The sequence below is a fragment of the Desulforamulus ruminis DSM 2154 genome (assembly GCF_000215085.1).
Lineage (GTDB): Bacteria > Bacillota > Desulfotomaculia > Desulfotomaculales > Desulfotomaculaceae > Desulfotomaculum > Desulfotomaculum ruminis.
Genome location: NC_015589.1, coordinates 3,504,381 through 3,527,422, shown reverse-complemented (window position 1 = coordinate 3,527,422; position 23,042 = coordinate 3,504,381). Strand labels below are relative to the sequence as shown.

The 23,042-nt window shown below is 47.5% G+C and carries 22 protein-coding genes; 18 read left to right on the top strand and 4 right to left on the bottom strand.

The features are described from left to right. Positions 1 to 47: 47 nt before the first annotated feature. The 4 genes from DESRU_RS17520 to DESRU_RS17505 all read left to right on the top strand — a co-directional run bounded on the left by DESRU_RS17520 (position 48) and on the right by DESRU_RS17505 (position 5,983). Positions 48 to 962 carry a DMT family transporter gene (locus DESRU_RS17520; RefSeq protein ID WP_013843419.1) on the top strand — a complete coding sequence of 305 codons (915 nt, stop codon included), beginning with the start codon at positions 48 to 50 and terminating at the stop codon, positions 960 to 962. A gap of 139 nt (positions 963 to 1,101) precedes the next feature. Next, on the top strand, positions 1,102 to 3,654 hold the full coding sequence (glgP, locus tag DESRU_RS17515; protein WP_013843418.1) for an alpha-glucan family phosphorylase: 2,553 nt from the start codon (positions 1,102 to 1,104) through the stop codon (positions 3,652 to 3,654). Positions 3,655 to 3,998: 344 nt separating this feature from the next. Next, positions 3,999 to 5,414: a branched-chain amino acid transporter BcaP gene (locus tag DESRU_RS17510; RefSeq protein ID WP_013843417.1), complete on the top strand. Its 1,416-nt coding sequence runs from the start codon at positions 3,999 to 4,001 to the stop codon at positions 5,412 to 5,414. Between the two features lie 227 nt (positions 5,415 to 5,641). Continuing rightward, positions 5,642 to 5,983, top strand: a complete 342-nt coding sequence (locus tag DESRU_RS17505) for a hypothetical protein (RefSeq protein WP_013843416.1) — start codon at positions 5,642 to 5,644, stop codon at positions 5,981 to 5,983. Positions 5,984 to 6,020: 37 nt separating this feature from the next. On the opposite strand, the gene asd is transcribed toward DESRU_RS17505, so the two are convergent. Further along, positions 6,021 to 6,800, bottom strand: coding sequence for an archaetidylserine decarboxylase (asd, locus tag DESRU_RS17500; protein WP_013843415.1), 780 nt, complete (start codon positions 6,798 to 6,800; stop codon positions 6,021 to 6,023). A 235-nt stretch (positions 6,801 to 7,035) separates the two neighbouring features. Here asd and DESRU_RS17495 point away from each other — a divergent pair, with 235 nt between their 5' ends. Together DESRU_RS17495 and DESRU_RS17490 are read left to right on the top strand one after the other, a co-directional pair. Then, positions 7,036 to 7,494 (top strand): MgtC/SapB family protein, encoded by a 459-nt coding sequence (locus tag DESRU_RS17495; protein WP_013843414.1) that lies wholly within the window; start codon positions 7,036 to 7,038, stop codon positions 7,492 to 7,494. 178 nt (positions 7,495 to 7,672) lie between these two features. Further along, positions 7,673 to 7,972, top strand: coding sequence for a zinc-ribbon domain containing protein (locus tag DESRU_RS17490; RefSeq protein ID WP_013843413.1), 300 nt, complete (start codon positions 7,673 to 7,675; stop codon positions 7,970 to 7,972). A gap of 46 nt (positions 7,973 to 8,018) precedes the next feature. Here DESRU_RS17490 and DESRU_RS17485 read toward each other — a convergent pair whose 3' ends face one another. After that, entirely contained in the window at positions 8,019 to 8,459 is a 441-nt protein-coding gene (locus tag DESRU_RS17485) for a CBS domain-containing protein (RefSeq protein WP_013843412.1), read from the bottom strand. A gap of 261 nt (positions 8,460 to 8,720) precedes the next feature. Here DESRU_RS17485 and DESRU_RS17480 point away from each other — a divergent pair, with 261 nt between their 5' ends. Continuing rightward, positions 8,721 to 9,386, top strand: a complete 666-nt coding sequence (locus tag DESRU_RS17480) for a TerC family protein (protein ID WP_013843411.1) — start codon at positions 8,721 to 8,723, stop codon at positions 9,384 to 9,386. Positions 9,387 to 9,441: 55 nt separating this feature from the next. On the opposite strand, the gene DESRU_RS17475 is transcribed toward DESRU_RS17480, so the two are convergent. Next, a complete protein-coding gene (locus DESRU_RS17475; protein WP_013843410.1) occupies positions 9,442 to 9,987 on the bottom strand; it encodes a carbonic anhydrase in 546 nt (181 codons plus the stop codon). Positions 9,988 to 10,184: 197 nt separating this feature from the next. On the opposite strand from DESRU_RS17475, the gene DESRU_RS17470 reads away from it, so the two are divergent. Next, positions 10,185 to 10,637 (top strand): YaaR family protein, encoded by a 453-nt coding sequence (locus tag DESRU_RS17470; RefSeq protein WP_013843409.1) that lies wholly within the window; start codon positions 10,185 to 10,187, stop codon positions 10,635 to 10,637. A 72-nt stretch (positions 10,638 to 10,709) separates the two neighbouring features. Here DESRU_RS17470 and DESRU_RS17465 read toward each other — a convergent pair whose 3' ends face one another. After that, entirely contained in the window at positions 10,710 to 11,195 is a 486-nt protein-coding gene (locus DESRU_RS17465) for an RDD family protein (protein ID WP_013843408.1), read from the bottom strand. Positions 11,196 to 11,574: 379 nt separating this feature from the next. On the opposite strand from DESRU_RS17465, the gene DESRU_RS17460 reads away from it, so the two are divergent. The 10 genes from DESRU_RS17460 to nifE all read left to right on the top strand — a co-directional run bounded on the left by DESRU_RS17460 (position 11,575) and on the right by nifE (position 23,033). Continuing rightward, on the top strand, positions 11,575 to 13,383 hold the full coding sequence (locus tag DESRU_RS17460; RefSeq protein ID WP_013843407.1) for a PAS domain S-box protein: 1,809 nt from the start codon (positions 11,575 to 11,577) through the stop codon (positions 13,381 to 13,383). A gap of 159 nt (positions 13,384 to 13,542) precedes the next feature. Next, on the top strand, positions 13,543 to 14,388 hold the full coding sequence (locus DESRU_RS17455) for an efflux RND transporter periplasmic adaptor subunit (protein ID WP_013843406.1): 846 nt from the start codon (positions 13,543 to 13,545) through the stop codon (positions 14,386 to 14,388). A gap of 18 nt (positions 14,389 to 14,406) precedes the next feature. After that, entirely contained in the window at positions 14,407 to 15,060 is a 654-nt protein-coding gene (locus DESRU_RS17450; RefSeq protein ID WP_013843405.1) for an HlyD family secretion protein, read from the top strand. Positions 15,061 to 15,158: 98 nt separating this feature from the next. Further along, entirely contained in the window at positions 15,159 to 16,691 is a 1,533-nt protein-coding gene (locus tag DESRU_RS17445) for a DHA2 family efflux MFS transporter permease subunit (protein ID WP_049786811.1), read from the top strand. Between the two features lie 349 nt (positions 16,692 to 17,040). Next, complete coding sequence (gene nifH / locus DESRU_RS17440; protein ID WP_013843403.1) at positions 17,041 to 17,859, top strand: nitrogenase iron protein; 819 nt, start codon at positions 17,041 to 17,043, stop codon at positions 17,857 to 17,859. Between the two features lie 27 nt (positions 17,860 to 17,886). Continuing rightward, the gene (locus tag DESRU_RS17435) at positions 17,887 to 18,216 is read left to right on the top strand and encodes a P-II family nitrogen regulator (RefSeq protein ID WP_013843402.1); all 330 of its coding nucleotides are present in this window, start codon (positions 17,887 to 17,889) and stop codon (positions 18,214 to 18,216) included. 12 nt (positions 18,217 to 18,228) lie between these two features. Then, positions 18,229 to 18,609, top strand: a complete 381-nt coding sequence (locus DESRU_RS17430) for a P-II family nitrogen regulator (RefSeq protein WP_013843401.1) — start codon at positions 18,229 to 18,231, stop codon at positions 18,607 to 18,609. A gap of 27 nt (positions 18,610 to 18,636) precedes the next feature. Beyond that, the gene (gene nifD / locus DESRU_RS17425; RefSeq protein WP_013843400.1) at positions 18,637 to 20,256 is read left to right on the top strand and encodes a nitrogenase molybdenum-iron protein alpha chain; all 1,620 of its coding nucleotides are present in this window, start codon (positions 18,637 to 18,639) and stop codon (positions 20,254 to 20,256) included. After that, entirely contained in the window at positions 20,250 to 21,644 is a 1,395-nt protein-coding gene (gene nifK / locus DESRU_RS17420; RefSeq protein ID WP_013843399.1) for a nitrogenase molybdenum-iron protein subunit beta, read from the top strand. The genes nifD and nifK overlap by 7 nt, the downstream gene beginning before the upstream one ends. Before the next feature lie 39 nt (positions 21,645 to 21,683). Next, a complete protein-coding gene (gene nifE, locus DESRU_RS17415; RefSeq protein ID WP_013843398.1) occupies positions 21,684 to 23,033 on the top strand; it encodes a nitrogenase iron-molybdenum cofactor biosynthesis protein NifE in 1,350 nt (449 codons plus the stop codon). Positions 23,034 to 23,042 lie beyond the last annotated feature (9 nt).

Genomic DNA, 23,042 nt, shown 5'->3' with positions numbered 1-23,042 from the left:
TGATCTTCGACGTCAAAAAGAAAATACCGATGAGCGGGTGAGAAATCTTGAATCCATATCAAATTGGGGTTGTGCTGGTCCTACTATCGGCTGTTTTTTTTGGCATTATGCCTATTTTTGCTTTGTATGCCTATGAAGGCGGCGCCAGTGTGAATACCCTGCTGCTAATGCGTTTTAGCATCGCCACCGTGCTGTTTTTTCTTTATATTTTAATTAAAAGAGAAGCCTTTGCCATTAAAGCAAAACATTTTCTTTTCCTGTTTATTCTGGGCGGTATTTTTTACACCCTGCAATCGCTGTTTTATTTTTCATCGGTTCAGTACATACCGGCGTCCCTGGCGGTGCTGATTTTTTACACCTATCCCATTTATGTGGTTCTGCTGTCCTATTGGGTGGATAAGGAAAAATTGAACCGTCAAATTATTTTCTCCATCCTCTTATCCATTATCGGTCTCTCCATGGTGGTGGGAACATCCTTTAACGCCATTAATCATCTAGGGGTACTGCTGGCTGTAGGGGCTGCTCTGGTATATTCCGGTTATACGGTGCTGGGCAGCCGGGTGGTTAAACAATTACCGGCTGTGATTACCAGTGCCTTTGTTTCTTTATTTGCTACGGTTTCCCTGCTAATTATGGGTTTGGCCCGCCATGAACTGGAACTGGATCTGGAGCTTCAGGCCTGGGTGGCCATTGCCGTCATTGCCGTCCTTTCTACGGTGGTCTCCATGTTTACCTATTTTCGCGGGCTGGAACTGGTTGGTTCCACTAAAACCGCCATCCTAAGCATGGTTGAGCCCCTAATTACCATTGGCCTTTCCGTTATTTTATTTCATGATAAATTAACGGTCAGCCAACTGATTGGAGGGGTGGGGGTTTTGGCGGGGGCGGTGCTGGTGGTACTGTCCCATAGACCGGAACCGGCTCCGAAAGAAATCAGCAGTGTTGTAATTAAGCGAGGTTAATGCCTCGCTTTTTTTATTTTTAAAAAATTAAAGATAAAATTACCATAAGAACTAATAAAAATAATATAATTGTGCTAGAATCTTTGACAAGCCGTAATATGGTAGCGACAACCTATTTTTGAACACATGGGGGGATAAAATGTATTCTTTTCGTACAATTTCAGTTATGCCTGAAATGCCTGAAAGAATTAGCCGGTTAACCGAACTGGCCCGGAACCTCTGGTTCAGTTGGCGCCCTAGATCACAACAACTTTTCAGCAAAATTGACAGGGTGTTATGGGAAGAGGTTAATCACAATCCGGTTAAATTTTTGCTGCATGTAGATAAAGGCAAACTGGAAAAAGCAGCCGACGATCCAAATTATTTGTACATGTATGATTTGATGATGGGCTATCTGGATGAATATATGAAGAAAGAAACTTGGTATCAAAAGAAATTTCCTGATCAAGCTAATCAATTAATTGCTTACTTTTCCGCCGAATTTGGAGTGCACGAGTCCAACCCGGTCTATAGCGGAGGTCTGGGTTTATTGGCCGGAGATCATTGCAAATCTGCCAGCGATCTAGGATTACCCTTTGTGGGAGTGGGCATTTTATATAAGCAGGGCTATTTCTATCAGAGAATTAACCGGGAAGGCTGGCAGGAGGCCCACTACTCCTTTATGGATTTTAACGAGATGACCGTTACTCCGGCCTCCAAGAATGGTGGAGACGTGATTGTTACGGTTCCTCTGCCGGGCCGGGACCTTTTTGTTAAAGTATGGGAGCTTCAGGTGGGACGAATAACCATTTATTTCTTGGATGCGGATTTGGCTCAAAACCGTATGGAAGACCGGTTGCTGACCTCTACCTTGTATGGGGGAGACCAGGCTACCCGCATTTCCCAGGAAATCATCCTGGGCATCGGCGGGGTAAAGGCCCTGCGGGAGCTGGGTATCTCGCCCACGGCCTGGCATATCAACGAAGGCCACGCGTCCTTCAGTATAGTAGAACGGATCCGGGAACTGGTTGAAAAAGAAATTCCCTTTGCGGTTGCCAGTGAGGCGGTCCGTTCATGCACCATTTTTACCACCCATACGCCGGTTCCTGCCGGACACGATGTATTCAGCCCGGAAATGATTGACCAGTACCTAAGCTATTTTTATGATAAATTGCATGTCAGCCGGGATGTTTTTATGGGCATGGGCTGGGATGACCGGCGTCAGGGTTTTAATATGACCAAGCTGGCCATGAACCACTCGGTCTTTACCAACGGAGTGAGCAAACTGCACGGGGAAGTTACCAAAAAAATGTTTGCTTACCAATATACCGGTATTCCCATGGAAGAAATTCCAATTTATTATGTGACCAACGGTGTCCACACCGAGACCTGGGCCGATCGTGAAATGAAACAACTGTTTGAAAAATATATCGGCATGAATTGGATGGAGAACATTTCAAATCAGGAACAGTGGCAACGGGTTTACGATATTTCCGATGAGGAGCTCTGGCAGGTACACATGCTATTAAAGGAAAGAATGATTCAGTTTGTACAGCATAATTTGTGCCGGCGTATGGAGCGGAATTTTGAACCCATTGAATTAATCCGGGAGAATGCCGGGTATTTAAGTAAAGATGTTCTCACCATCGGTTTTGCCCGGCGCTTTGCCACCTATAAAAGGGCTAATTTACTCCTCCGCAACAAAGACCGTTTGGCCCGGCTGCTGAATAACCCCGAAAGACCGGTGCAGATTATTTTTTCCGGTAAGGCCCATCCGGCAGACCGGCCCGGACAGGAGATTATTAAACAACTTTTGGATCTGGCCGAAGAGGAGCGGTTCCGTGGAAAAATTGTTTTTGTAGAAAATTACGATATCAATGTGTCCCGGCATTTACTTCAGGGAGTGGATGTTTGGCTGAACACGCCCAGGCGTCCTCTGGAGGCCAGCGGCACCAGCGGTCAAAAGGCGGCTGTAAGCGGTATTATCAACTGCAGTATCATGGATGGCTGGTGGCCGGAGGCTTATAACGGGGAGAACGGCTTTGCCATTGGTTCCGAACTGGAGTATGACAACGAGGAAATTCAAGACAGAGAAGATGCCAATTCCCTCTTTGACCTTTTAGAACAGACCATTGTTCCCTATTATTACCGCAGGGTGAATGGGATTCCCCGGGAGTGGGTGCGCCGGATGAAGAATTCCTTGGCCACCATACCCTGGCGGTTCAGCACTGAACGCATGGTAAAGGAGTATACCCAGAGATTTTACCTGCCGGCAGCCATGAAGGGCCGGCGGTATATGGCCCAGGAATATAAAGTGGCTCAACAAATGCAGGAGCATAAGCGGTACATGCAGGAAAACTGGCACCATGTTCATTTCCAGTCGATCCGGGTTGATCAGCCCAAGACCCTGAAGGTAGGACAGAATATTTTTATTCAGGCCGACGTGTGCCTGGGGTCCATTAAACCACAGGATGTGATTGTGGAGGTGGTTTATGGGAAAGTGGGCGATAAGGCGCTGGTGGATGTCATGTTGATGCCCATGAATTTAAAAGAGCCGGTGGGACAGGATTTGTACCGCTACGAAACGAATCTGGTCCTTCTTCAGGGAACCTCCGGCTATACCCTGCGGGTACGACCCTACAGTCCGAATTTTGAATATCCCTTCGAGCTGCCCTTAATTAAATGGGGAGATAACATGAGTTTTTCAACCTAAATTTTGCGGATATTGATCTGAATAAAGCCATATAACAAGCGGGTTCTAATGGGAACCCGCTTGTTGTGTTTAAAAATATGACATATAAATAGATGGAATTTATACATATTTATCTGTCCGATTTCCTTATGTTGTAGTGGGGCTGATTCCAAGAAAAGCATGGTTTTTTAGGAAGACAAATGTCCCTTGTGTATGGTATGTGTTTAGTTTTTGAACATATAATTCCTTTTGGAATGAAATTAAAAAACTGTCATTTGGTCAAGAATTCTTTTGACTATTGTCGAAACGGGTTGTACAATTGGTTATGAGAATTGTCATAATAATTTTAACCTGGGAGGATTGGTATGAGTCTATTTCGGAAAAAGTCACTGGATGAACTGCTGGGTTCATCAAAAAGGCATGCCTTAAACCGCTGCTTAAGTTCTTTTGATTTAACGCTGCTGGGAATTGGGGCAATTATTGGTACCGGAATTTTTGTACTTACGGGTGTGGCTGCGGCGCAGCATGCCGGGCCCGCTTTGGTCTTATCCTTTGTGATTGCGGGTTTAGCCTGTGTGTTTGCTGCTTTGTGTTACGCCGAGTTTGCTTCCACCGTTCCCATTGCCGGTAGTGTTTATTCTTACAGTTATTTTACTCTTGGTGAAGTTGTTGCTTGGTTAATTGGTTGGGATTTAATTCTTGAGTATGGGTTAGCCGTTTCTGCGGTTGGTGTAGGCTGGTCCGGTTACTTTCAGAACCTGATTGCCGGTTTTGGTATCCATCTGCCGGCGGCCTTAACCGGTGCCCCGGGCAGTGCTCCCGGCGCGGTATTTAATCTGCCGGCCTTTGTTATGATCCTGCTGATCACCTGGCTGTTATCCCGTGGCATTCGCGAAAGCGCCAAGGTGAACAATATTATGGTTGTCATCAAGGTTGCCGTGGTATTGGTTTTCATCGCGGTAGGGATCTGGTATGTTAAGCCTGCCAACTGGACTCCTTTTATGCCCTTTGGTTTTAGCGGTGTCATGACCGGCGCTGCCACCATTTTCTTTGCCTATCTTGGTTTTGATGCGGTGGCTACGGCTGCGGAAGAAGTGAAAAACCCCAAGAAAGATTTACCTGTTGGTATTATTGCCTCCTTAACCATCTGTACGGTTCTTTACATTGTTGTATCCGGTATCCTAACCGGGATTGTCCCTTACAACCAATTGGATGTGGCGGCACCGGTGGCCTTTGCCATGAATTTTATTGGACAGAACTGGTTTGCAGGATTAATCTCCCTGGGAGCCATCTGCGGTATGACAACGGTTCTGCTGGTGATGCTCTATGGACAGATCCGTTTGTTCTTTGCCATGAGCCGTGACGGATTAATTCCTTCCATGTTTTCCAAAGTTCATTCCACTTATAAAACACCCTACAGCAGTACTTGGATCACCGGCTTAGCCTGTGCTTGTATTTCCGCTTTGGTCCCCTTGGGCACCCTGGCCCATCTGGTAAATATCGGAACCTTGGCTGCTTTTGTGCTGGTTTCCATTTCGGTCCTGATTTTACGGAAGACGCATCCCAACGTATCCCGGGCCTTCCGTGTACCCTGGGTTCCCCTGGTGCCGGTTCTGGCCGTGTTTTTCTGCGGTTACCTGATGATCAGCCTGCCGGCTATTACCTGGAAAATGTTTGTTGTCTGGCTGGTTATCGGTGTGGCTGTTTATGCTCTATATGGCCGGACCCACAGCGTTATGGCCAGACGGGAAAAGGGGTTGCCGGTTCATACTGAAAACTAACCTTTTTCCTCTGTATCCCGGAGGAAAATCGTCGTTATTTTTGTTCAAAACGCCCGTACCCGGAACCCCGGAGGCGGGCGTTTTCTTCATGGCCTGCAATGCCGGTTAAATGGAAAAAATTTATATTAAATGAAGATGGTCAAGAGAAGAAATGTATAATAAAATTTAACATGTGCAGTAAGAGTGTCAATATAGAGACTAGAGTCTTTTAAAGGAGCGAAAAGAGCATGGAAAAGCATTTTGCAAAGTTGAAAGAGTATCTGGGAATGGATACGGAGATATCCTACGAGGAATTTGAGGGTTACTTCCAGGACGTAATGAAACTTTTTAATGAAAATTACCAGGATTTTAACCGCGAGGAGTCCATTCAAGGCCGCTTTATGATGTCCATCCTGGTTTCCAATGCCGATGAACGGGCTAGAAAGGACAAAAAACTGGCCAAGAAATATAGAAAGATTCGGGAGAAATCTTCTCTTTGGGCCGAGGCATTGACTTTAAAACTAATGAAGGAAGGCATGAGCAAGCAGGAAATCGCCAAGGCGGAGCAGGAATTAAGCGATTCTATCTAAAGGTTTTTATGGAGCCGGTCAGCCCCATAAAAACTGCTTAATAGATCATAGTTCCGATACGTTGGCCCATTTTAATTTCCTGGCCGGACAGCATGGATTCGACCGGTTTAAAAATCTCCCGTTGAAACAGCAGGATGACGGTGGAACCAAACTCAAATCGGCCGATTTCCGCCGCTTTGTCAATCCATTGCCCTTCGGTAAAGTGGGATACAATTTGGCCCACTCCCAGGGCACCCACTTTAACCAAGGCAAATTTTAGCCCCCCGGGCGTTTCAAAAAAGGTGCAGGTGCGCTTATTCCGGGCAAATAAATCTTTAATGGTGGCGGCTCCCAGGTCATTCACGGGGAAAACCTTTCCCGGAATGATTTTGTGTTTTATCACCTTGGCGCCAAAGGGCATATGGATACGGTGATAATTTTTGGGGCTAAGGTAGATATTAAAATAATAGCCTTCTCTAAAATCGTCCGCAGCACTTTGGCCCAGCAATTGGGAGATAGAGTAGGAATTGTTTTTAGCCAGGATAAGCTGGTCCTCGCGGGCAAAGCCCAGGTCCGCGATTTTACCGTCCACAGGACTCACAACGGCGTCCTTTTCCGGATCCACGGGACGGAGGGAGGGGCAGATATCCCGGCTAAAAAAGTCCGCAAGACTTTTGTACTGGTCGGGGTGTTTAATTTCCGCGGGATTCACCTGGTACAAACGGATGTAAGGCCGAATCAATTTCCGGCTATACCGGCTGCCGCAGGCCCACTGAAATATTTTGCCCAGGGATTCCCTGGAGAGGGCATGAACCATTGCTTTTTTTAATATTTTCAATTTTACACAATCCTTTACAGGTTTTAAGTTAAAATGGATTTTTTTACGTTTTATGGCCCATGATTATGCTAAATTTTGGCCGGGCCGATGCCTTTTATTATTATAAGCTTTTTTAAACTGAACGCCAATAATGCCTTTTAACTTGATTTATTAAAGAAATTATGCATTTGTTTAAAAAAGTGGTATTTGGTATATAATTACACAATAATTAGGGGATTTATTTAGAGGTGATGCTATGACCCTTTTTCCACCGGAGATTTATTTGAGAATTGTCGTGTCTATGCTAATGGGCCTGATCATTGGTTATGAAAGAACCCTTTACAATAAACCGGCCGGCATGAGAACGTTTTCGTTAGTTAGTGTAGGGTCCACCTTGATTATGCTGGTTTCCGTTTATGGAGCAGAAAAAATGGGCATAACCTTAGAAGACCCTTTTCGCATTGCCGCCCAGATTGTTAGCGGTATCGGCTTCTTGGGAGCCGGTGTAATCTGGAACAGCAAAGGTGGCGGGATGAAACACGGGGTAACTACGGCCGCCGAATTATGGGTTACCTCCGCCGTTGGGATGGCCCTGGGAGTAGGGATGTATGATCTGGCGGTACTGGTGGTTGCCTGCGTGTTTTTTGCCATTTTTATCGGGCGAAAAGTAGAGCAAGCAAATAAAGAAAAAGAAACGCAAAAAGAATCGTCTTAAAGTTGAAAAATGTTTTACTTTCTTTCCAAGAAGGGGTAAAATAAATCAAAGCTCAAGTTTAAGGTCTAGTGAGGTCCAGTTCATTTATCCTTCTCATTTGCTTTTTAATGGTAAGGGAGGTAAAGATAAGTGAATCCCCTAAACCATTTTGGGCAAACCTATTATGAGGAGGATTTCCATGTATCAAGACAAAACTTTGACCTGCCGCGATTGCGGGACCGACTTCACTTTCTCTGCTTCCGAGCAAGAATTTTACGCTGAAAAGGGTTTCGCCAACGAACCCGGACGTTGCCCTCAATGCAGAGCAGCCCGCAAGCAAAGAAATAACGGCGGTTTTGGTCGCAGCGCCCGCCCGCAAAGAGAAATGTACCCCGCTACCTGTGCCGCATGTGGCGTAGAAACCGAAGTACCTTTCCGTCCCAGTGGCGATCGTCCGGTTTATTGCCGGGATTGCTTCTCCAGAAACAGCCGTTACTAAATCAGTGTAAAACAGCCCTCTGCCTTGGCAGAGGGCTGTTCTAAATTTAAGATAGATTTCCGGGTTGGGAAGGCGTGGATATTCCGGACAGGGCCTGGCCGGCCTCATTTTGGTAAATATCCGTTGTCGCCAGGTCGCCCAGAGCCACCATCCCGGTAACCTGACCGTTTTCCACCACCGGCAGCCGGCGAATTTGACGCTCTGCCATCAAATTGGCGGCTTGGTGGACATCCATCTCAGGGGCTCCTGTTACTACATCGGTGGTCATAATAGATTGCACCTGGGTGGATTGAGGGTCCAGTCCCTGAGATGTTATCCGGAGAGTAATGTCCCTGTCTGTAATCATGCCCACACATTTGCCGTTTTCAACAACAGGGATGGATCCCACGTTGTGTTGACTCATTAGCCGGGCTGCCTCCTGGGCGGATTGGTCCGGGCCAATGGTGGCGACGTTTTGGGTCATGATGTCCTTCAGTGATTGCGTCATTTTTATACCTCCCTGTGATATAGGCTTTCTTCTCCTTTAGGTTGTCTAATCTTTGTTAAATTTAAACAAAAGAATTTTTTAAAATGATTATTGAATTATGAACAAGGAAATGATAAAATTACATTAATTTCAAGGGGAGTAGCTTTAACCTCAGGGTCGTCACTTCGGAGCATAACGCTCTCGGCCTTGAAGGACGTTAAGTTAGCAAGACCTTGTCCAACACGGGCAAGGTCTATTTTTGTGTTAAAAAGGAGGAATAAAATGGAATTTGTAGTGGGCCTTCTCTCAATTATCTGCCTGGATATTGTTCTGGGCGGAGACAACGCCATCATCATTGCCATGGCCAGTAAGAACCTGCCCCCTGCCCAACGGAAAAAGGCTATCCTATGGGGAACTGCGGGGGCGGTGGCGGTAAGGGTGGCGCTGACCTTTGTGGCCCTGGAACTGCTGAAAATACCCCTGCTGCAATTTGTTGGCGGGTTGGTATTGCTGTGGATTGCTTTTAAACTGCTAAAACAGGAGCCCTGCCAAGTCAATGTAAAATCCGGCTGTAATCTCTGGGATGCGATTAAAACTATTATCATTGCCGATATTGCCATGGGCGTTGACAACGTGGTGGCCATTGCCGGTGCAGCCCATGGGAACATCGTCCTGGTTGTGCTGGGTTTAGCCATTAGTATACCTATTATCGTCTGGGGCAGCGGTCTGGTGTTAAAGTTAATGGACCGATACCCAGTGGTGAGCTTGGTGGGAGCGGGCATCTTAGCCTGGACCTCCGGGAGTATGATGGTACATGATCCAATGATTCAGAAAGGCTTGGCTCATATACCAATGGCGGACCTATTGGTACCCGGTATCCTGCTGCTGCTGATTCTGGTAGTGGGGAACAGAAGATCCTCCCTGGCACTGGAAAAAGAAAGTGCGTAATCATTAGAAAAGAGAACAAGGCGGATGCCTTGTCCTCTTAGCCGGGTAGCTTACATTATTGGTCGTTTTCCAGTAAGTAAAGCCGGTTATCTTCCAGTTGATACATTAAGGGGGCCACCAAAACCCGAGGATACCGTTGTCGCAATCGCCTGGCCTCTGCCAGAACAAAGTCCAGTTCATTACCGATCTCAAACATGGGGGCAAAATGATAAAAATGGTCTTCCGCGGCTTTTCTGTCCCAACCTACATCAACCAACCCATTAATAAACTTTTCTTCCTTGGCGTTTAGATTGGCCATCCCACAATTATTGTGGCCAATCAGGGCAATGGCCCGGACGCCGCCCACAGCGACGGCATAGGAAACTTTGAATTCAGAGGTGCGCAAATTTCCGGCGCCGGTTCGGATAATATAAGCAAATTTTTCAGGTATATTCAGACGTTTGCGGTTATCCATGCACATTGCAACTAAGATTTTAGCATGATCGTATTTTATGTCGTTAGGCTTGTCAAAGTTGTGATATTCAATTAAGTCACTGATGGGTGTGTTTAAGTACTGTGGGAAAATGTCTTCTCTTGTGTTAATTGGAACAATGTAAGCCATTTTTGTCCCTCCTTATACTAACCTTGCTAACTAATTTATCAAAAAAATTAAATAATGTCCAACAAAAAGTTGTCACTACAAGAAGTTTTTTATACCCGGAATAAGCAGTATAAGTAAAATAATACCTGTTTTTAACGGAGAAGAGGAAATAAGGAATTTTTAGCGAATTATATCTTTAACTTCTTTTGGAAAGACAGGTGCTATTTGTGAAAATTTCTACCATCACCGGTCAAAATAAAAACTCATCCCGTCTAAGGATGTCCTCTGCCGGAACAGAAGGGGCAAAAGTGAAAAAAACTTTTTCCAGTTCCCTGGATACTGCGGACCGGGACCATACCCAGAAAGAATTGATGGAAATGGTGGAAAAAATAAAAGCCGCCGGCAATAAATTAAAGTCTGCGGCCACCGAGCAAAACATTAAAGAATACAAGGGTTTGGTTAAAGAATATTTAACCTACGTATTGAGAAATTTTCATAAATTACGGCATGACCGCAGTGTAAACTACAGTACTGTTTACACCAGAGTGGAGATTATTAATCAGGAAGTGGAAGAACTGACCCAAAGGCTGCTGGCCCAGGAAAAAGGAAATATTGATATTGTAGCCGAGGTGGATAAAATTGCCGGATTAATTATTGATGTTTTCAGTTAGTGCCCAGTCTAAAACAGCCCTTCCCTGGTTTATTAAACCGAGGAAGGGCTGTCTTATTTTCTTCTCTGCACCTTATTTTACCGTGGTACCTACAGGCTGATTCTTTTCCCGGGGTTTCCGGTGAATGGCATGGGCCTCGGTTCTTACCACCACCGTTCCGCTTAAAAAGTCGTGGATGCCGCGGCCATACATCAGAACCAGGATGATGGTGGTTAACATCCAAATCATCCAGCCGAAGCGAAATACCGAGTTGCTTAACCAATAAACATAGAAAGGATAGAGGGTAAAGGCGAATTCCCGCCAGAGATAGTGGAGCATGTTCAGCTTGCCGCCGGTAGAAGAATGAATGCGGATATTCATCACTCTTTTGCCCACGGTTTGCCCATCCCAATAATAGTTCAGCAAAACAATGGTAACAAGCAAAATTCCTCCTCCAATGGCTTCCATGGTTTGTTGCTCACCGGAAAACCACAGGAAAACCGGAAGTGTGATGACAACCTTGTCAATAATCCTGGCGATCAGGCGTTCAAAGGGCGCGGCATGGTTTATTTCAGTCATAATGGGTCACTCCTTTTATATTGCGTTTTAACTGACCTTTAAGTTTGTCACAAAAGTAACAAATTCCTTTAATGATTGCAACTACCTAGCATAAAAAAGTTATCCCCAGGGGGCAGAAGATTTTATGAGAAGTGGATACTTTTTGTCATATCTTTCAGGTTTCGCCATACCGCACTTCCCCGGATCCGGGTTGGTGAAGTATTAAAATTAACATTAAATCCATAGCTTCCCTTGTCAATTTACTTTTTTTGTAATATTCTAAGCTATTAGATATATATTTTTAGCATATTAACAAAATATTTCAATACAATTACAGCAATATAGCTTGTTTTTATAGCCTAAATTTACTGTTTCAGACCTGTGAAAGTAGGGAGAACCCATGCCTGACAGTCATTACGAAGTAATTTTTGATTCTTCTCCTCTTCCCATCTATGTTTACCAGGATCATGCTTTTAAGCTGGTCAACCCCAAAATGGTTGAATTGACGGGGTTTTCCAGGGAAGAACTTTCGGCTATGCCAACGGACGAGCTGATTTATCCTGAGGATCGGGAGCAAATTATAAAAATTCACAGGGAACTGCTGGAAGCTGAAACAGCATCAACACAATATGAGTTTAGAGCTAGGAATCGACAAGAAGAGGAAAGAACGGTGCGGGGTTTTTTTACCAGGATTACCTTTCAGGGCCGCCCGGCTATACTGGTCCAATGGATGGATATAACGGAACAAAAAAAGGCGGAACAAAAGCTTCAGAAAAATAAGAGCCGGCTGAAAGCCCGGGTGACTTACCTGAATAATTTAATTGAAAATATGAATGAAGTTTTTTTCACCTATAATACAAAAGGAGAAATTAACTTTATCAATAAGAAGACCCTGCCCAATATCGGATACCAAGCAGAAGAACTCTTGGGTAAGCATGTTTGCGAATTCGTACCTGAAGCCTACAAAAACAGCATTCGTGAACGAATCAAAGCCCGGTTGGAGTATATAGAGTCAGAAAATTATGAAACTATCGTGCTGCACAAGGATGGCAGTCACCGCAATGTAAAGATTAATGTGTCACCCATTATCAAAGAAGAAAAAGTAACGGGTTGCATGGTGTTGGCGGAAGATATTACCGAGCGAAGGAAGAACGAAGAGCAGCTTAAATATCTCAGCCTGCACGATCCGGTAACCGGGCTTTATAACCGCAGATACTTTCAGCAGGCCATGACTTGGCTGGAAGGAGACGACCAGGCGGGTGTTTTAATTTGTGATGTGGACGGTCTTAAACTAATTAACGACACCCTGGGCCATGAAAGCGGCGATGAATTGCTAATTGCCGCAGCCAAGGTCATTACCGCAGGGATAGAACCCGGTCAAATTGTCGCCCGGATTGGTGGGGATGAATTTTCGATCTTATTTCCCGCCACGGATCAGGAGGGCGTTCAACGGGTTGCTCAACGGATACAGCAGGCGGTTGCCGCTTATAATAATGTCAATCCGGAGCTTCCCTTGAGCCTATCCATGGGGTATGCGCTTAAAAAGAGACAAAATAAGAGCATGACGGATCTTTACCGGGAAGCGGATAATTACATGTACCGTCAAAAGCTCCATCATGGCCAGAGTGCCCGAAATGCCATTGTACAAACCTTAAAGAAGGCTTTGGAGGGCCGGGATTTTATCAGTGACGGGCACGCTCTGCGCATGCAGCAGATGGTGGAGGGGCTGGCTTCCTATATGGGGCTGCCGGAATGGAGTGTAAGAAATCTTCGTTTGCTGGCCCAATTTCATGATATTGGGAAGGTGGGTGTTCCGGACCATATCCTCTTTAAGCAGGGAAGTCTGGAACCGGAAGAGCGGATGATGATACACCGCCATTCGGAAATTGGCCATCGTATTGCCCTGTCGGTACCGGAATTAATGCCCATTGCCGATTGTATCCTGAAACACCATGAATGGTGGAACGGCAAGGGTTATCCCCTGGGGCTGAAGGAGGAAGAAATACCGCTGGAGTCCCGTATTTTAGGCATTGTGGATGCTTATGAGTCCATGACCAATGAGCGGCCTTACCGCAGGGCCATGTCCCACCAGGAGGCCATCAGAGAACTAAACCGTTGCTCCGGGACGCAGTTTGACCCCAAACTGGTTTCGCTCTTCATCTTGTATCTGGAAATTATGAATTTAAAGGGAGGATCAGATAATCTCTAAAGCTCTGTATAAATCCGCCAAAAGGGCGGTTTTTTTATGTTTCTAAATTTTAATTTGTAGGCTGATGATTTTTTTTCGGCTTGAAGGAAGAGGGAGTTATTTAGCGAATAGTAGTAGAATTGCAATGTTAAAGTACTCATTGAACAGGGGGCATTAAAAGTGAAAAAAACATTGTGGGTGGGTTTTTTGTTCTTATTTCTTATATTTATGAACGGTTGCGGGGCAGCGGAAGATCAACTGAAGTCATCGGTTAAGCCAAAATCAACGGAAGCAGCCACCCCCACCCGTGGAGATTCCTCAAAGACCATTACTTTAACCGGTAAAGTGGAAGCGGTACAATCGGCCAATTTAGTCAGTAAAATAGCCGGCAAGGTGGAAACGGTATCGGTGGATATTGGCAGCACTGTGAAAGCCGGACAGGTTTTAATTACCTTATCGGCTGAAGACAAGGCAGCGGATATTGAGGTGAGTAAAGCAGCCCTGCAGACGGCCCAGGTGGCCTATGATCTGGCCTTAAGCAATTATGAGCGGGGTAAGGAATTATACGATTCCCAGGCCATTGCACAAGCGGATTTTGAAAATAACTATGAAGGAAACCTCAAAAAAGCCGAGGCCGGAATGGCTTCCGCCCAGGCCAACTTAAAAAGAGCTCAGGTAAGCTACAACGACATGCTCATAAAGGCGCCCTTTAACGGAATCATTACAGCCAGAAATATCAACCCCGGAGAACTGGCCGGCACCCAAACAACCCTATTGTCCCTGGTAAATTTAAATCAAGTGGTTATCCGGGCCAGCATTACGGAAGAGCAGATAAACCGCATCAAGGCGGGTCAGGAAGTTCAAGTAAAAGTCACTGCCGTTTCGGAAAAACCCTTGACCGGAAAAATTGCCAATATTGCCCTGGCGGCAGACCCCCAGACCAAAGCTTACCCGGTGAAGATTCAGGTTGACAATACCGACCATATTCTTAAACCCGGAATGTTTGCCGAGGTAACGGTGAAATAAAATGCACGGAGGTCACCCATGAAAAAGACAAGAATTTATTTGGTTCTGGCTGCTATGGTGGTTATCCTGGGAGCGGTATCCTTTTATTACTGGTATGAAAGTACCCATTTTGTCAGTACGGAAGATGCCAGGATCGATGGAGATATTATTAAGGTTAGTCCCCAGGTCTCCGGCCGCATTGTAGAGTTGCCGGTAGAAGAAAATCAGAACTTGCAGGAGAATGACTTTATTGGGCGTTTGTCCGATGTAACCCTGACTCCCGGCAGCAATCTGGATTTAGCCATGATTAAAGCGCCCATCAGCGGCACGGTAATTAAAAAGATCGGCCATGTGGGAGAAATCGCTTCCCCGGGCTCTCCGGTGGTGATGATGGCCGATTTAAATCGTTTGCACGTTACAGCCAATATTGAGGAAAACCTGTTGGCCAAGGTAAAAGTAGGCCAGGCGGTGGAGTATACCATTGACGGCATTCCCAAGGTTACTTTTCGGGGTGAAGTCCTCTCCATCGGGGATGCCGCCAACTCGGTATTTTCCCTGCTGCCCCAGCAAAGTAGCGGAAACTCTTTCACCAAAATTACCCAAAGAATTCCGGTTAAAATCAGCATTGAGGACTATTATAACCAGCATTTGCGCCCCGGCATGAGCGCTGTAGTGAAAATTCACATAAAATAGGAGGTGGCAAAGTGACCAGAGAACTGCCTCCTTCCCCCGGGGACCAAAAGAGTTCCGGGGAAACCGGGCCTGAAAGGGGTATACCCTGGGGGCCCCTAATGATTCTGGTGATTGGGGCCTTTATGGCTATCTTGGACAGCAGTATTGTAAATGTGGCCTTGCCGCGTTTTATGACCCTCTTTGGCTCTTCCGCCGATGAAATCCAGTGGATATTAACCGGTTATATGCTTACCTCCGGCGTAGTGGTGCCCATCACCGGCTATCTGGGGGATCGCTTTGGCAATAAGCGCATGTATATCTGGTCGGTGGCTGCCTTTACCCTGGGATCGCTCCTCTGCGGCCTGGCCTGGAGCACCCAATCCCTGACCGTCTTCCGGGTGATCCAGGCTCTGGGGGGTGGAATGATTATTCCTGTCAGCATGGCCATGATTTACCGGATTATTCCCCGGAAAAAAATTGGCATGGCCCTGGGTATCTGGGGGATTGCGGCCATCATGGCCCCGGCTGTGGGACCCACCCTGGGGGGTTATCTGGTGGACCATTTCAGTTGGCACTGGATTTTTACCATTAATATTCCCATTGGTATTGCCGCCATCATGCTTTCCCTGTCTTATCTGGAGGAAACGCCGGTACAAAAGGATTTAAAGCCGGACCTGCCCGGAGTTTTTTTTAGCAGCATCGGCTGCTTCACCCTGCTGCTGGCTCTCAGCGAGGGACAAGACAAAGGCTGGACCTCTCAATACATTGTAACGCTGCTGATTATATCCTTTTTTACCCTGCTGCTCTTTATTTTATGGGAGCTGGAGGCCTCAAATCCTTTAATTGACATCCGCCTTTTAAGCAATCCGGTATTGTCCGCCAGTTTGCTGGCCACCTGCCTGGCCACCATCGGACTCTTTTCCGCCGTTTTTCTGATTCCTATCTACGCCCAGAACCTGCTGGGCTACAGCCCTATGGAAACCGGTCTGATGATGATGCCCATGGCTCTGGTAACCGGTTTTATGATGCCCATCAGCGGCAAACTGTTCGATAAATTCGGAGCCTTTTGGCTGGGTATGGTGGGCATGTCCCTGGTGGTAGGGATTACTTACTACCTGCATACCCTGAGCCTGGATACCAGCTACAGGCACCTGCAGGTGGTACTGTCCCTGCGGGCTGTGGGTTTGGGCCTGGCCACCATGCCCCTGACCACCGCCGGCATGAATACCATACCCAAATATCTGGTTGGCAGAGCTTCCGCCCTCAATAATACCGTCCGGCAGATCTCCGGCTCCATTGGCATTGCTTATTTAACCTATGTTTTGATGCAGCGGCAGGTTTATCACACCGCTACCCTCAGCGAGCCGGTCAGCTTGGCATCGCCGGTGACCCCCATGGCTCTGGCCCAAATTAAAGGGCTGCTGGCCGGGCAGGGAATCACCGGAGCAGCCGCCGATCAAGGCGCTTTGTCAATTCTTTACGGGCAGGTGGCTCAGCACTCCTTTATGAACGCTTTGGATGATACCTTCGTGGTCAGTGCGGTGATCATCGCCCTAGTACTGCCGTTAATGTTTTTGCTTAGCAAAAAACGAGTGGAGGAAGAAAGGAAAAAACAGGCAGCCCGTTACGCCCACCTGGCACCCAGATTCTAATGAAAGGGGAAAACCCGGCTGGTGCCCGTAAAATAGTCTTTATATGCAAAATAACTGCCTGAAAATTACGAATATAACCGGTGTACTGTATTCATTCCCTTAAATAGTTGAAGCGAAGATTTTCTTCTGCTATAATCAAAACATCTTCAAAAGGATACATTGATGTATCCAAGACTACAGGGCGAAGGCGCCGGCGAATGAGCCGGCGCTTATTTATTTAGTGATGTAGCAACCCTTTGCCATTACATTGTAGTATTCATTATGGCGTTGAGGCCGTCGGATATTTCCTTTAAGGGGGATTTCCGTCGGCCTTTTCTTTTTCAAAAATGAAACTTAAGGAGGAATAAGGATGAGACAGATTGCCATTTACGGAAAAGGTGGTATTGGCAAGTCCACCACCACCCAGAACACGGTAGCCGCCCTGGCGGAAGCCGGCAAAAAAATTATGGTGGTGGGCTGTGATCCCAAGGCGGATTCCACCCGCCTGCTGCTGCACGGTTTGAGCCAAAAGACCGTACTGGATACCCTGCGGGACGAGGGAGAGGACATTGATCTGGAGGACATCTTGCTGGAAGGTTTCGGCTCCAGCAAGTGTGTGGAATCCGGTGGACCTGAACCTGGCGTGGGCTGTGCCGGCCGGGGCATTATTACCTCCATTAACTTACTGGAGTCCCTGGGGGCCTACACCCCGGACCTGGATTATGTATTTTATGATGTGCTGGGGGACGTTGTCTGCGGTGGTTTTGCCATGCCTATCCGGGAAGGAAAAGCCCGGGAAATTTACATTGTGGCTTCCGGGGAGATGATGGCTCTTTATGCGGCCAACAACATTTCCAAGGGCATTCAAAAATATGCCCAATCCGGCGGTGTGCGGTTGGGCGGCATCATCTGCAACAGCCGCAGGGTAGACAATGAGCTGGAGCTTTTGACCGCTTTTGCCAAGGAACTGGGTTCCCAGTTGATCCACTTTGTACCCCGGGACAATATGGTCCAGAAGGCGGAAATTAACCGTAAGACCGTTATTGATTATGATCCTGACCAACCCCAGGCCAACGAATACCGGACTTTGGCTAAAAACATTGACGGCAACGATATGTTTGTGGTGCCCAAACCCATGTCCCAGGACCGCCTGGAAGAACTGCTGATGAAACACGGCATTTTGGATTAGTAGCTAAAAAGAGAAGGAGTGAAGGATATGTTAATGATTCGAGCCATTGTACGGCCTGAAAAAACCAATATTATTCTGGCCGAGCTAAACAGCGCCGGCTTTCCTGCGGTAACCAAAATGGATGTGGTGGGCCGTGGCAAGCAAAGAGGGGTGAAGGTGGGGGAGGTAGTCTATGATGAGATTCCCAAAGAAATGTTGCTGCTGGTAGTACCGGATGAAAAGGATAAGGACGATGTGGTCAGCATTGTTGCTAAATATGCCAAAACAGGCGAAAAAGGAGCCTTTGGGGACGGTAAAATCTTTGTCACCCCGGTGGAGGAGGCCTATACCATCAGCAGCGGAACCAAAGAACTGTAGGGGGACGAACAGATGAAGGAAATTATAGCCATTATCCGTATGAATAAGGTGAATGCCACCAAAAAGGCTTTGGCCGATATCGGTATCTGCGGTCTGCATGCCATGAAAGTCATGGGACGGGGCAAAATGAAGGTGGATTTTTCCATCCTCACGGATTTAGGGGTGTCGGAAGAAATCGGCGGTCTGGTGGCGGACGGTCTGTCAGCAGGGGCCAGACTGATCCCCAAACGCATGCTGACCATCCTGGTTCAGGATCAGGAGGTAGATAAGGTGGTGGAGACCCTGATTAAAGTCAATAAAGAAGGCCATAAAGGAGACGGTAAAATTTTTGTAAGTCCTGTTCTGGAAGCAGTAAGAGTGCGGACCGGAGAAAAGGGCACGGCGGCTATTTAATTTGCATGATCCGAGGAGGTGTTACAGGTGGCTATCAATGAAAAAATGCTGGAAGAAATACTGAATCAGTATCCGGCGAAAGTAAAGCGAAACCGTAAAAAACACATTATTATACGAGATCCTGAGCAGGCCCGGCAGGAAATTGAAGCCAATACCCGGACCATTCCGGGGATTATCACTAACCGCGGCTGTGCTTACGCCGGCTGCAAAGGGGTTGTACTGGGGCCTTTAAAAGACATGGTTCATATTACCCACGGGCCCATCGGGTGTGGTTACTACTCCTGGTTAACCCGCAGAAATAAAGCCAAGTCCGAAGATCCTACCAATAACTTCCTTAGTTATTGTGTTTCCACCGACATGCAGGAAAGTGATATCGTGTTTGGCGGTGAAAAAAAACTGGCCAAAGCCATTGACGAAGTAATGGAGATTTTTAAACCGAAGGCCATCTCAGTTTCAGCCACCTGTCCTGTGGGGCTGATTGGGGACGACCTGAACGCAGTGGTTCGGGCTGCACAGGAGAGACACGGCATCAAGATTATGGCCTTCAACTGTGAAGGATATAAAGGAGTCAGCCAGTCCGCCGGACACCACATCGCCAACAACATATTAATGGAACAAGTCATCGGCTCCGGCGACCTGGAAGAAGCCCCGGGCAAGTATCCCATCAATATCCTGGGTGAATACAACATTGGCGGAGATAGCTGGGAAGTGGAGAGAATCCTCAAGGACATTGGCTATACCGTCCTGGCGGTGATGACCGGCGACGGCTCCTACGAGGAACTGAAGAACGCCCATGTGGCCGAACTGAATCTAGTGCAGTGCCACCGTTCCATCAACTATATTGCTGAAATGCTGGAAGTCAAATACGGCACCCCCTGGCTCAAGGTAAATTTTATCGGTGTTCAGGCCACCATTGACTCGTTGAGAAATATGGCCCTTTATTTTGGGGATGCGGAGTTAATCAGCAGGACCGAAGAAGTGATTGCCCGGGAAGTGGCCCGCATTGAGCCTATTATGGAACAGTATAAAAGAATTTGCCAGGGCAAAACCGCCTTTTGCTTTGTGGGAGGTTCCCGGGGGCATCATTACCAGGGGCTATTTGGCGAACTGGGCATTGAAACGGTTTTAGCCGGTTACGAATTCGCCCACCGGGATGACTACGAGGGCAGGGAGGTTATTCCGGACATTAAACTGGATGCCGACACCAAAAATATTCCGGAATTGCATGTGGAGCCGGATGAAAGAAGATTCCGGCTGAAGGTTTCCCCCGAGCGCATGGAGGAACTGAAAAAGAAAATCCCCCTCAGCTACTATAAAGGGATGAATGTGGAGATGAAGGAAGGCCATATCATTGTGGATGACCTGAACCACTATGAAACCGAGGAGTTTATCAAAATTTTAAAGCCGGATATCTTTGCTTCGGGCATTAAGGATAAATATGTGGTGCAAAAAATGGGCATTCCTGCCAAGCAGATTCACTCCTACGACTACAGTGGGCCTTATGCGGGGTTCAACGGCGCAATAAAATTTGCGGAAGACGTGGCCATGGGTTTTGTATCACCCACCTGGAACTTTATTACTCCTCCCTGGAAGAACAAGCCCATCCTGGAGGGAACCGTTGAGGAAGGAGAGTGCGCAAAATGCTAGATTGTACGCCCAAGGAAATAAAAGCCCGCAACGGGGGTACGGTGATTAACCCGGCAAAAACCTGCCAGCCCATCGGCGCCATGTATGCGGCTCTGGGTATTCACAAGTGCTTGCCCCACAGCCATGGTTCCCAGGGGTGCTGCTCCTATCACCGGATGCATTTGTCCAGGCACTTTCGTGATCCCATCATGGCTTCTACCAGTTCCTTTACCGAGGGGGCTTCTGTTTTTGGCGGCGGAGCCAACTTGAAGACCGCCATTAAAAATGTGTTCAGCATCTACAATCCCGATGTTATGGCCGTGCACACCACCTGCTTGTCGGAAACCATCGGAGATGACCTGCCCACCGTCATTAAATCGGCGGAAATTCCCGAAGGAAAGCGGGTCATTCACGCCAATACCCCCAGCTACCAGGGGTCACACATCACCGGTTTCTCCAATATGACCAAGGCCATGGTCAATTATCTGGCCGAGGCCGCCCTGGAGACCAAGAAGGAGCAGGCCAACATCATTCCCGGTTTTGTCAATCCCGGAGACATGAGAGAAATGAAAAGAATGACCACCCTCATGGGCGTGCCCTTCATTCTCTTCCCGGATACTTCAGGGGTGGTAGATACCCCCATCACCGGTGAATTTCATATGTACCCCAATGGAGGAACCCGGGTGGAGGATCTGATTGATACCGGAAACTCCAAGGTTACCATTGCTCTGGGAACGTATGCCTCGGCGGACGCCGCCAACCAATTGGAAAGAAAATGCCAGGTGCCGTCCGTCATCTTGAAAACACCCATCGGAGTAAAGGCCACCGACGATTTCCTGATGACCTTGATGAATAAGTTTACCGTGGATGTACCCCCGGAACTGGAAGAGGAACGGGGACAATTGGTAGACATCATGACCGATACCCACTTTCATTTCCATGGCAAGAAAGTGGCCATCTTTGGGGACCCGGATATTGTTATTGGACTGACGGAATTTGTTCTCAGTCTGGGCATGAAACCCATTCATGTATTGACCGGGACTCCGGGCAGCGGCGGCGCCATCGGCACCATGGTGGGGAACTTTGAAGGCGAAATCAAGGATTTGCTGAAGCAGGGGGGCGTGGAAGGAAGGGTTAAGGCCGCCGGTGATCTTTTTGAACTGCACCAGTGGATTAAAAATGAACCCGTGGACCTGCTGATCGGGAATACCTATGGTAAATACATCGCCCGGGCCGAGGATATTCCCTTTTTGCGGGTAGGCTTCCCGGTGCTGGACCGGAGCGTTCATTCCTATATGCCCATTGTGGGTTACCGGGGTGCCATGAGGCTGGTTGAAATGATCAGCAATGCCCTGCTGGACCGGGCGGACCGGGATGCCAAGGATGAAGATTTTGAACTGGTCATGTAATAACCACTCATTGATTTTGATTTTAAATAAAAGGATGTGATGGATGTGCCAAAGGCCTTACGGACCGACCCGACCATTGAGGAACGTAAAGAATCCATTATCACCAAGGGAAAGCAAAAGAAGGCGTTAAAATGCGATACCGACAGTGTGGCAGGCTGTGTCAGCCAGCGGGCTTGCGTGTACTGTGGTGCCAGGGTTGTCTTGAATCCGGTTACGGACGCCATCCATCTGGTTCATGGGCCCATTGGCTGCGCCAGTTATACCTGGGATATCCGGGGCAGTTTGAGCAGCGGTTCCCAACTGTACCGTAACAGTTTTTCCACCGACCTTAAGGAACAGGATGTCATCTTCGGGGGTGAACGGAAACTGGCCCGGGCCATTGATGAACTGGTAGAGAAATATCCTTCCAAGGTGGTTTTCGTTTATTCCACCTGCATTGTGGGTGTAATTGGCGACGATCTGGAAGCCATTTGCAAAGCTGCGGCTCAAAGGAACGGAATTGAGGTGATTCCCGTTCAGTCCAGCGGTTTTATCGGCAACAAGGCCGCTGGCTACCGGGCCGCCTGCGATGCGCTGCTGCGCCTGATTCAGCCGGCGCTTCCCTTAAAAAGAACGGAAAGAACCTTGAACTATTTGGGAGACTTTAATCTGGCCGGTGAAGTCTGGATTATCAGAAACTATTTAAAACAAATGGGTGTGGATATGAACGTTGCCTTTACCGGTGATTCCGGTTTTGAAAAGATTAAAAAAGCAACCTCCGCCTCCTTAAATATTATCCAGTGTGCCGGCTCCATGATCTATCTGGCCGAGCAAATGAGGGAGCTTTATGGCCTTCCTTATCTGAATGTGTCTTTTCTAGGCTTAGAAGATACAGGGAACTCCCTGCGTAAAATCGCCGCTCATTTTGGCGACAAGACCATGATGGAGCGGGCGGAAAAGCTGATTGAGACCGAAATGGCCCGGGTAAAGCCCGGCATCCAATGGTACGGAGAAAAATTACAGGGCAAAAAAGCCGCCATTTATGTGGGCGGCGGCTTTAAGGCCATCTCTTTAATCAAACAGTTCCGGGAAATCGGCATTGATGTGGTGATGATCGGGACTCAAACCGGCCGGCAGGAAGAATATGAAACCATTAACGAGTTGGTGGACGAGGGAACGGTTATTCTGGACGACGCCAACCCTACGGAGTTGGAACGGTTTATGATGGAAAAAGGCGCCAATCTGCTGGTGGGCGGGGTCAAGGAGCGCCCCTTGGCCTACAAGCTGGGGATCGCCTTTATCGATCATAACCACGACCGCAAGCATCCCCTCAGCGGCTTTGACGGCGCGGTAAATTTGGCCAAAGAAGTTTATTCCACCGTTTGTTCCCCGGTATGGAAATATGTTTAGGGAGGTGCA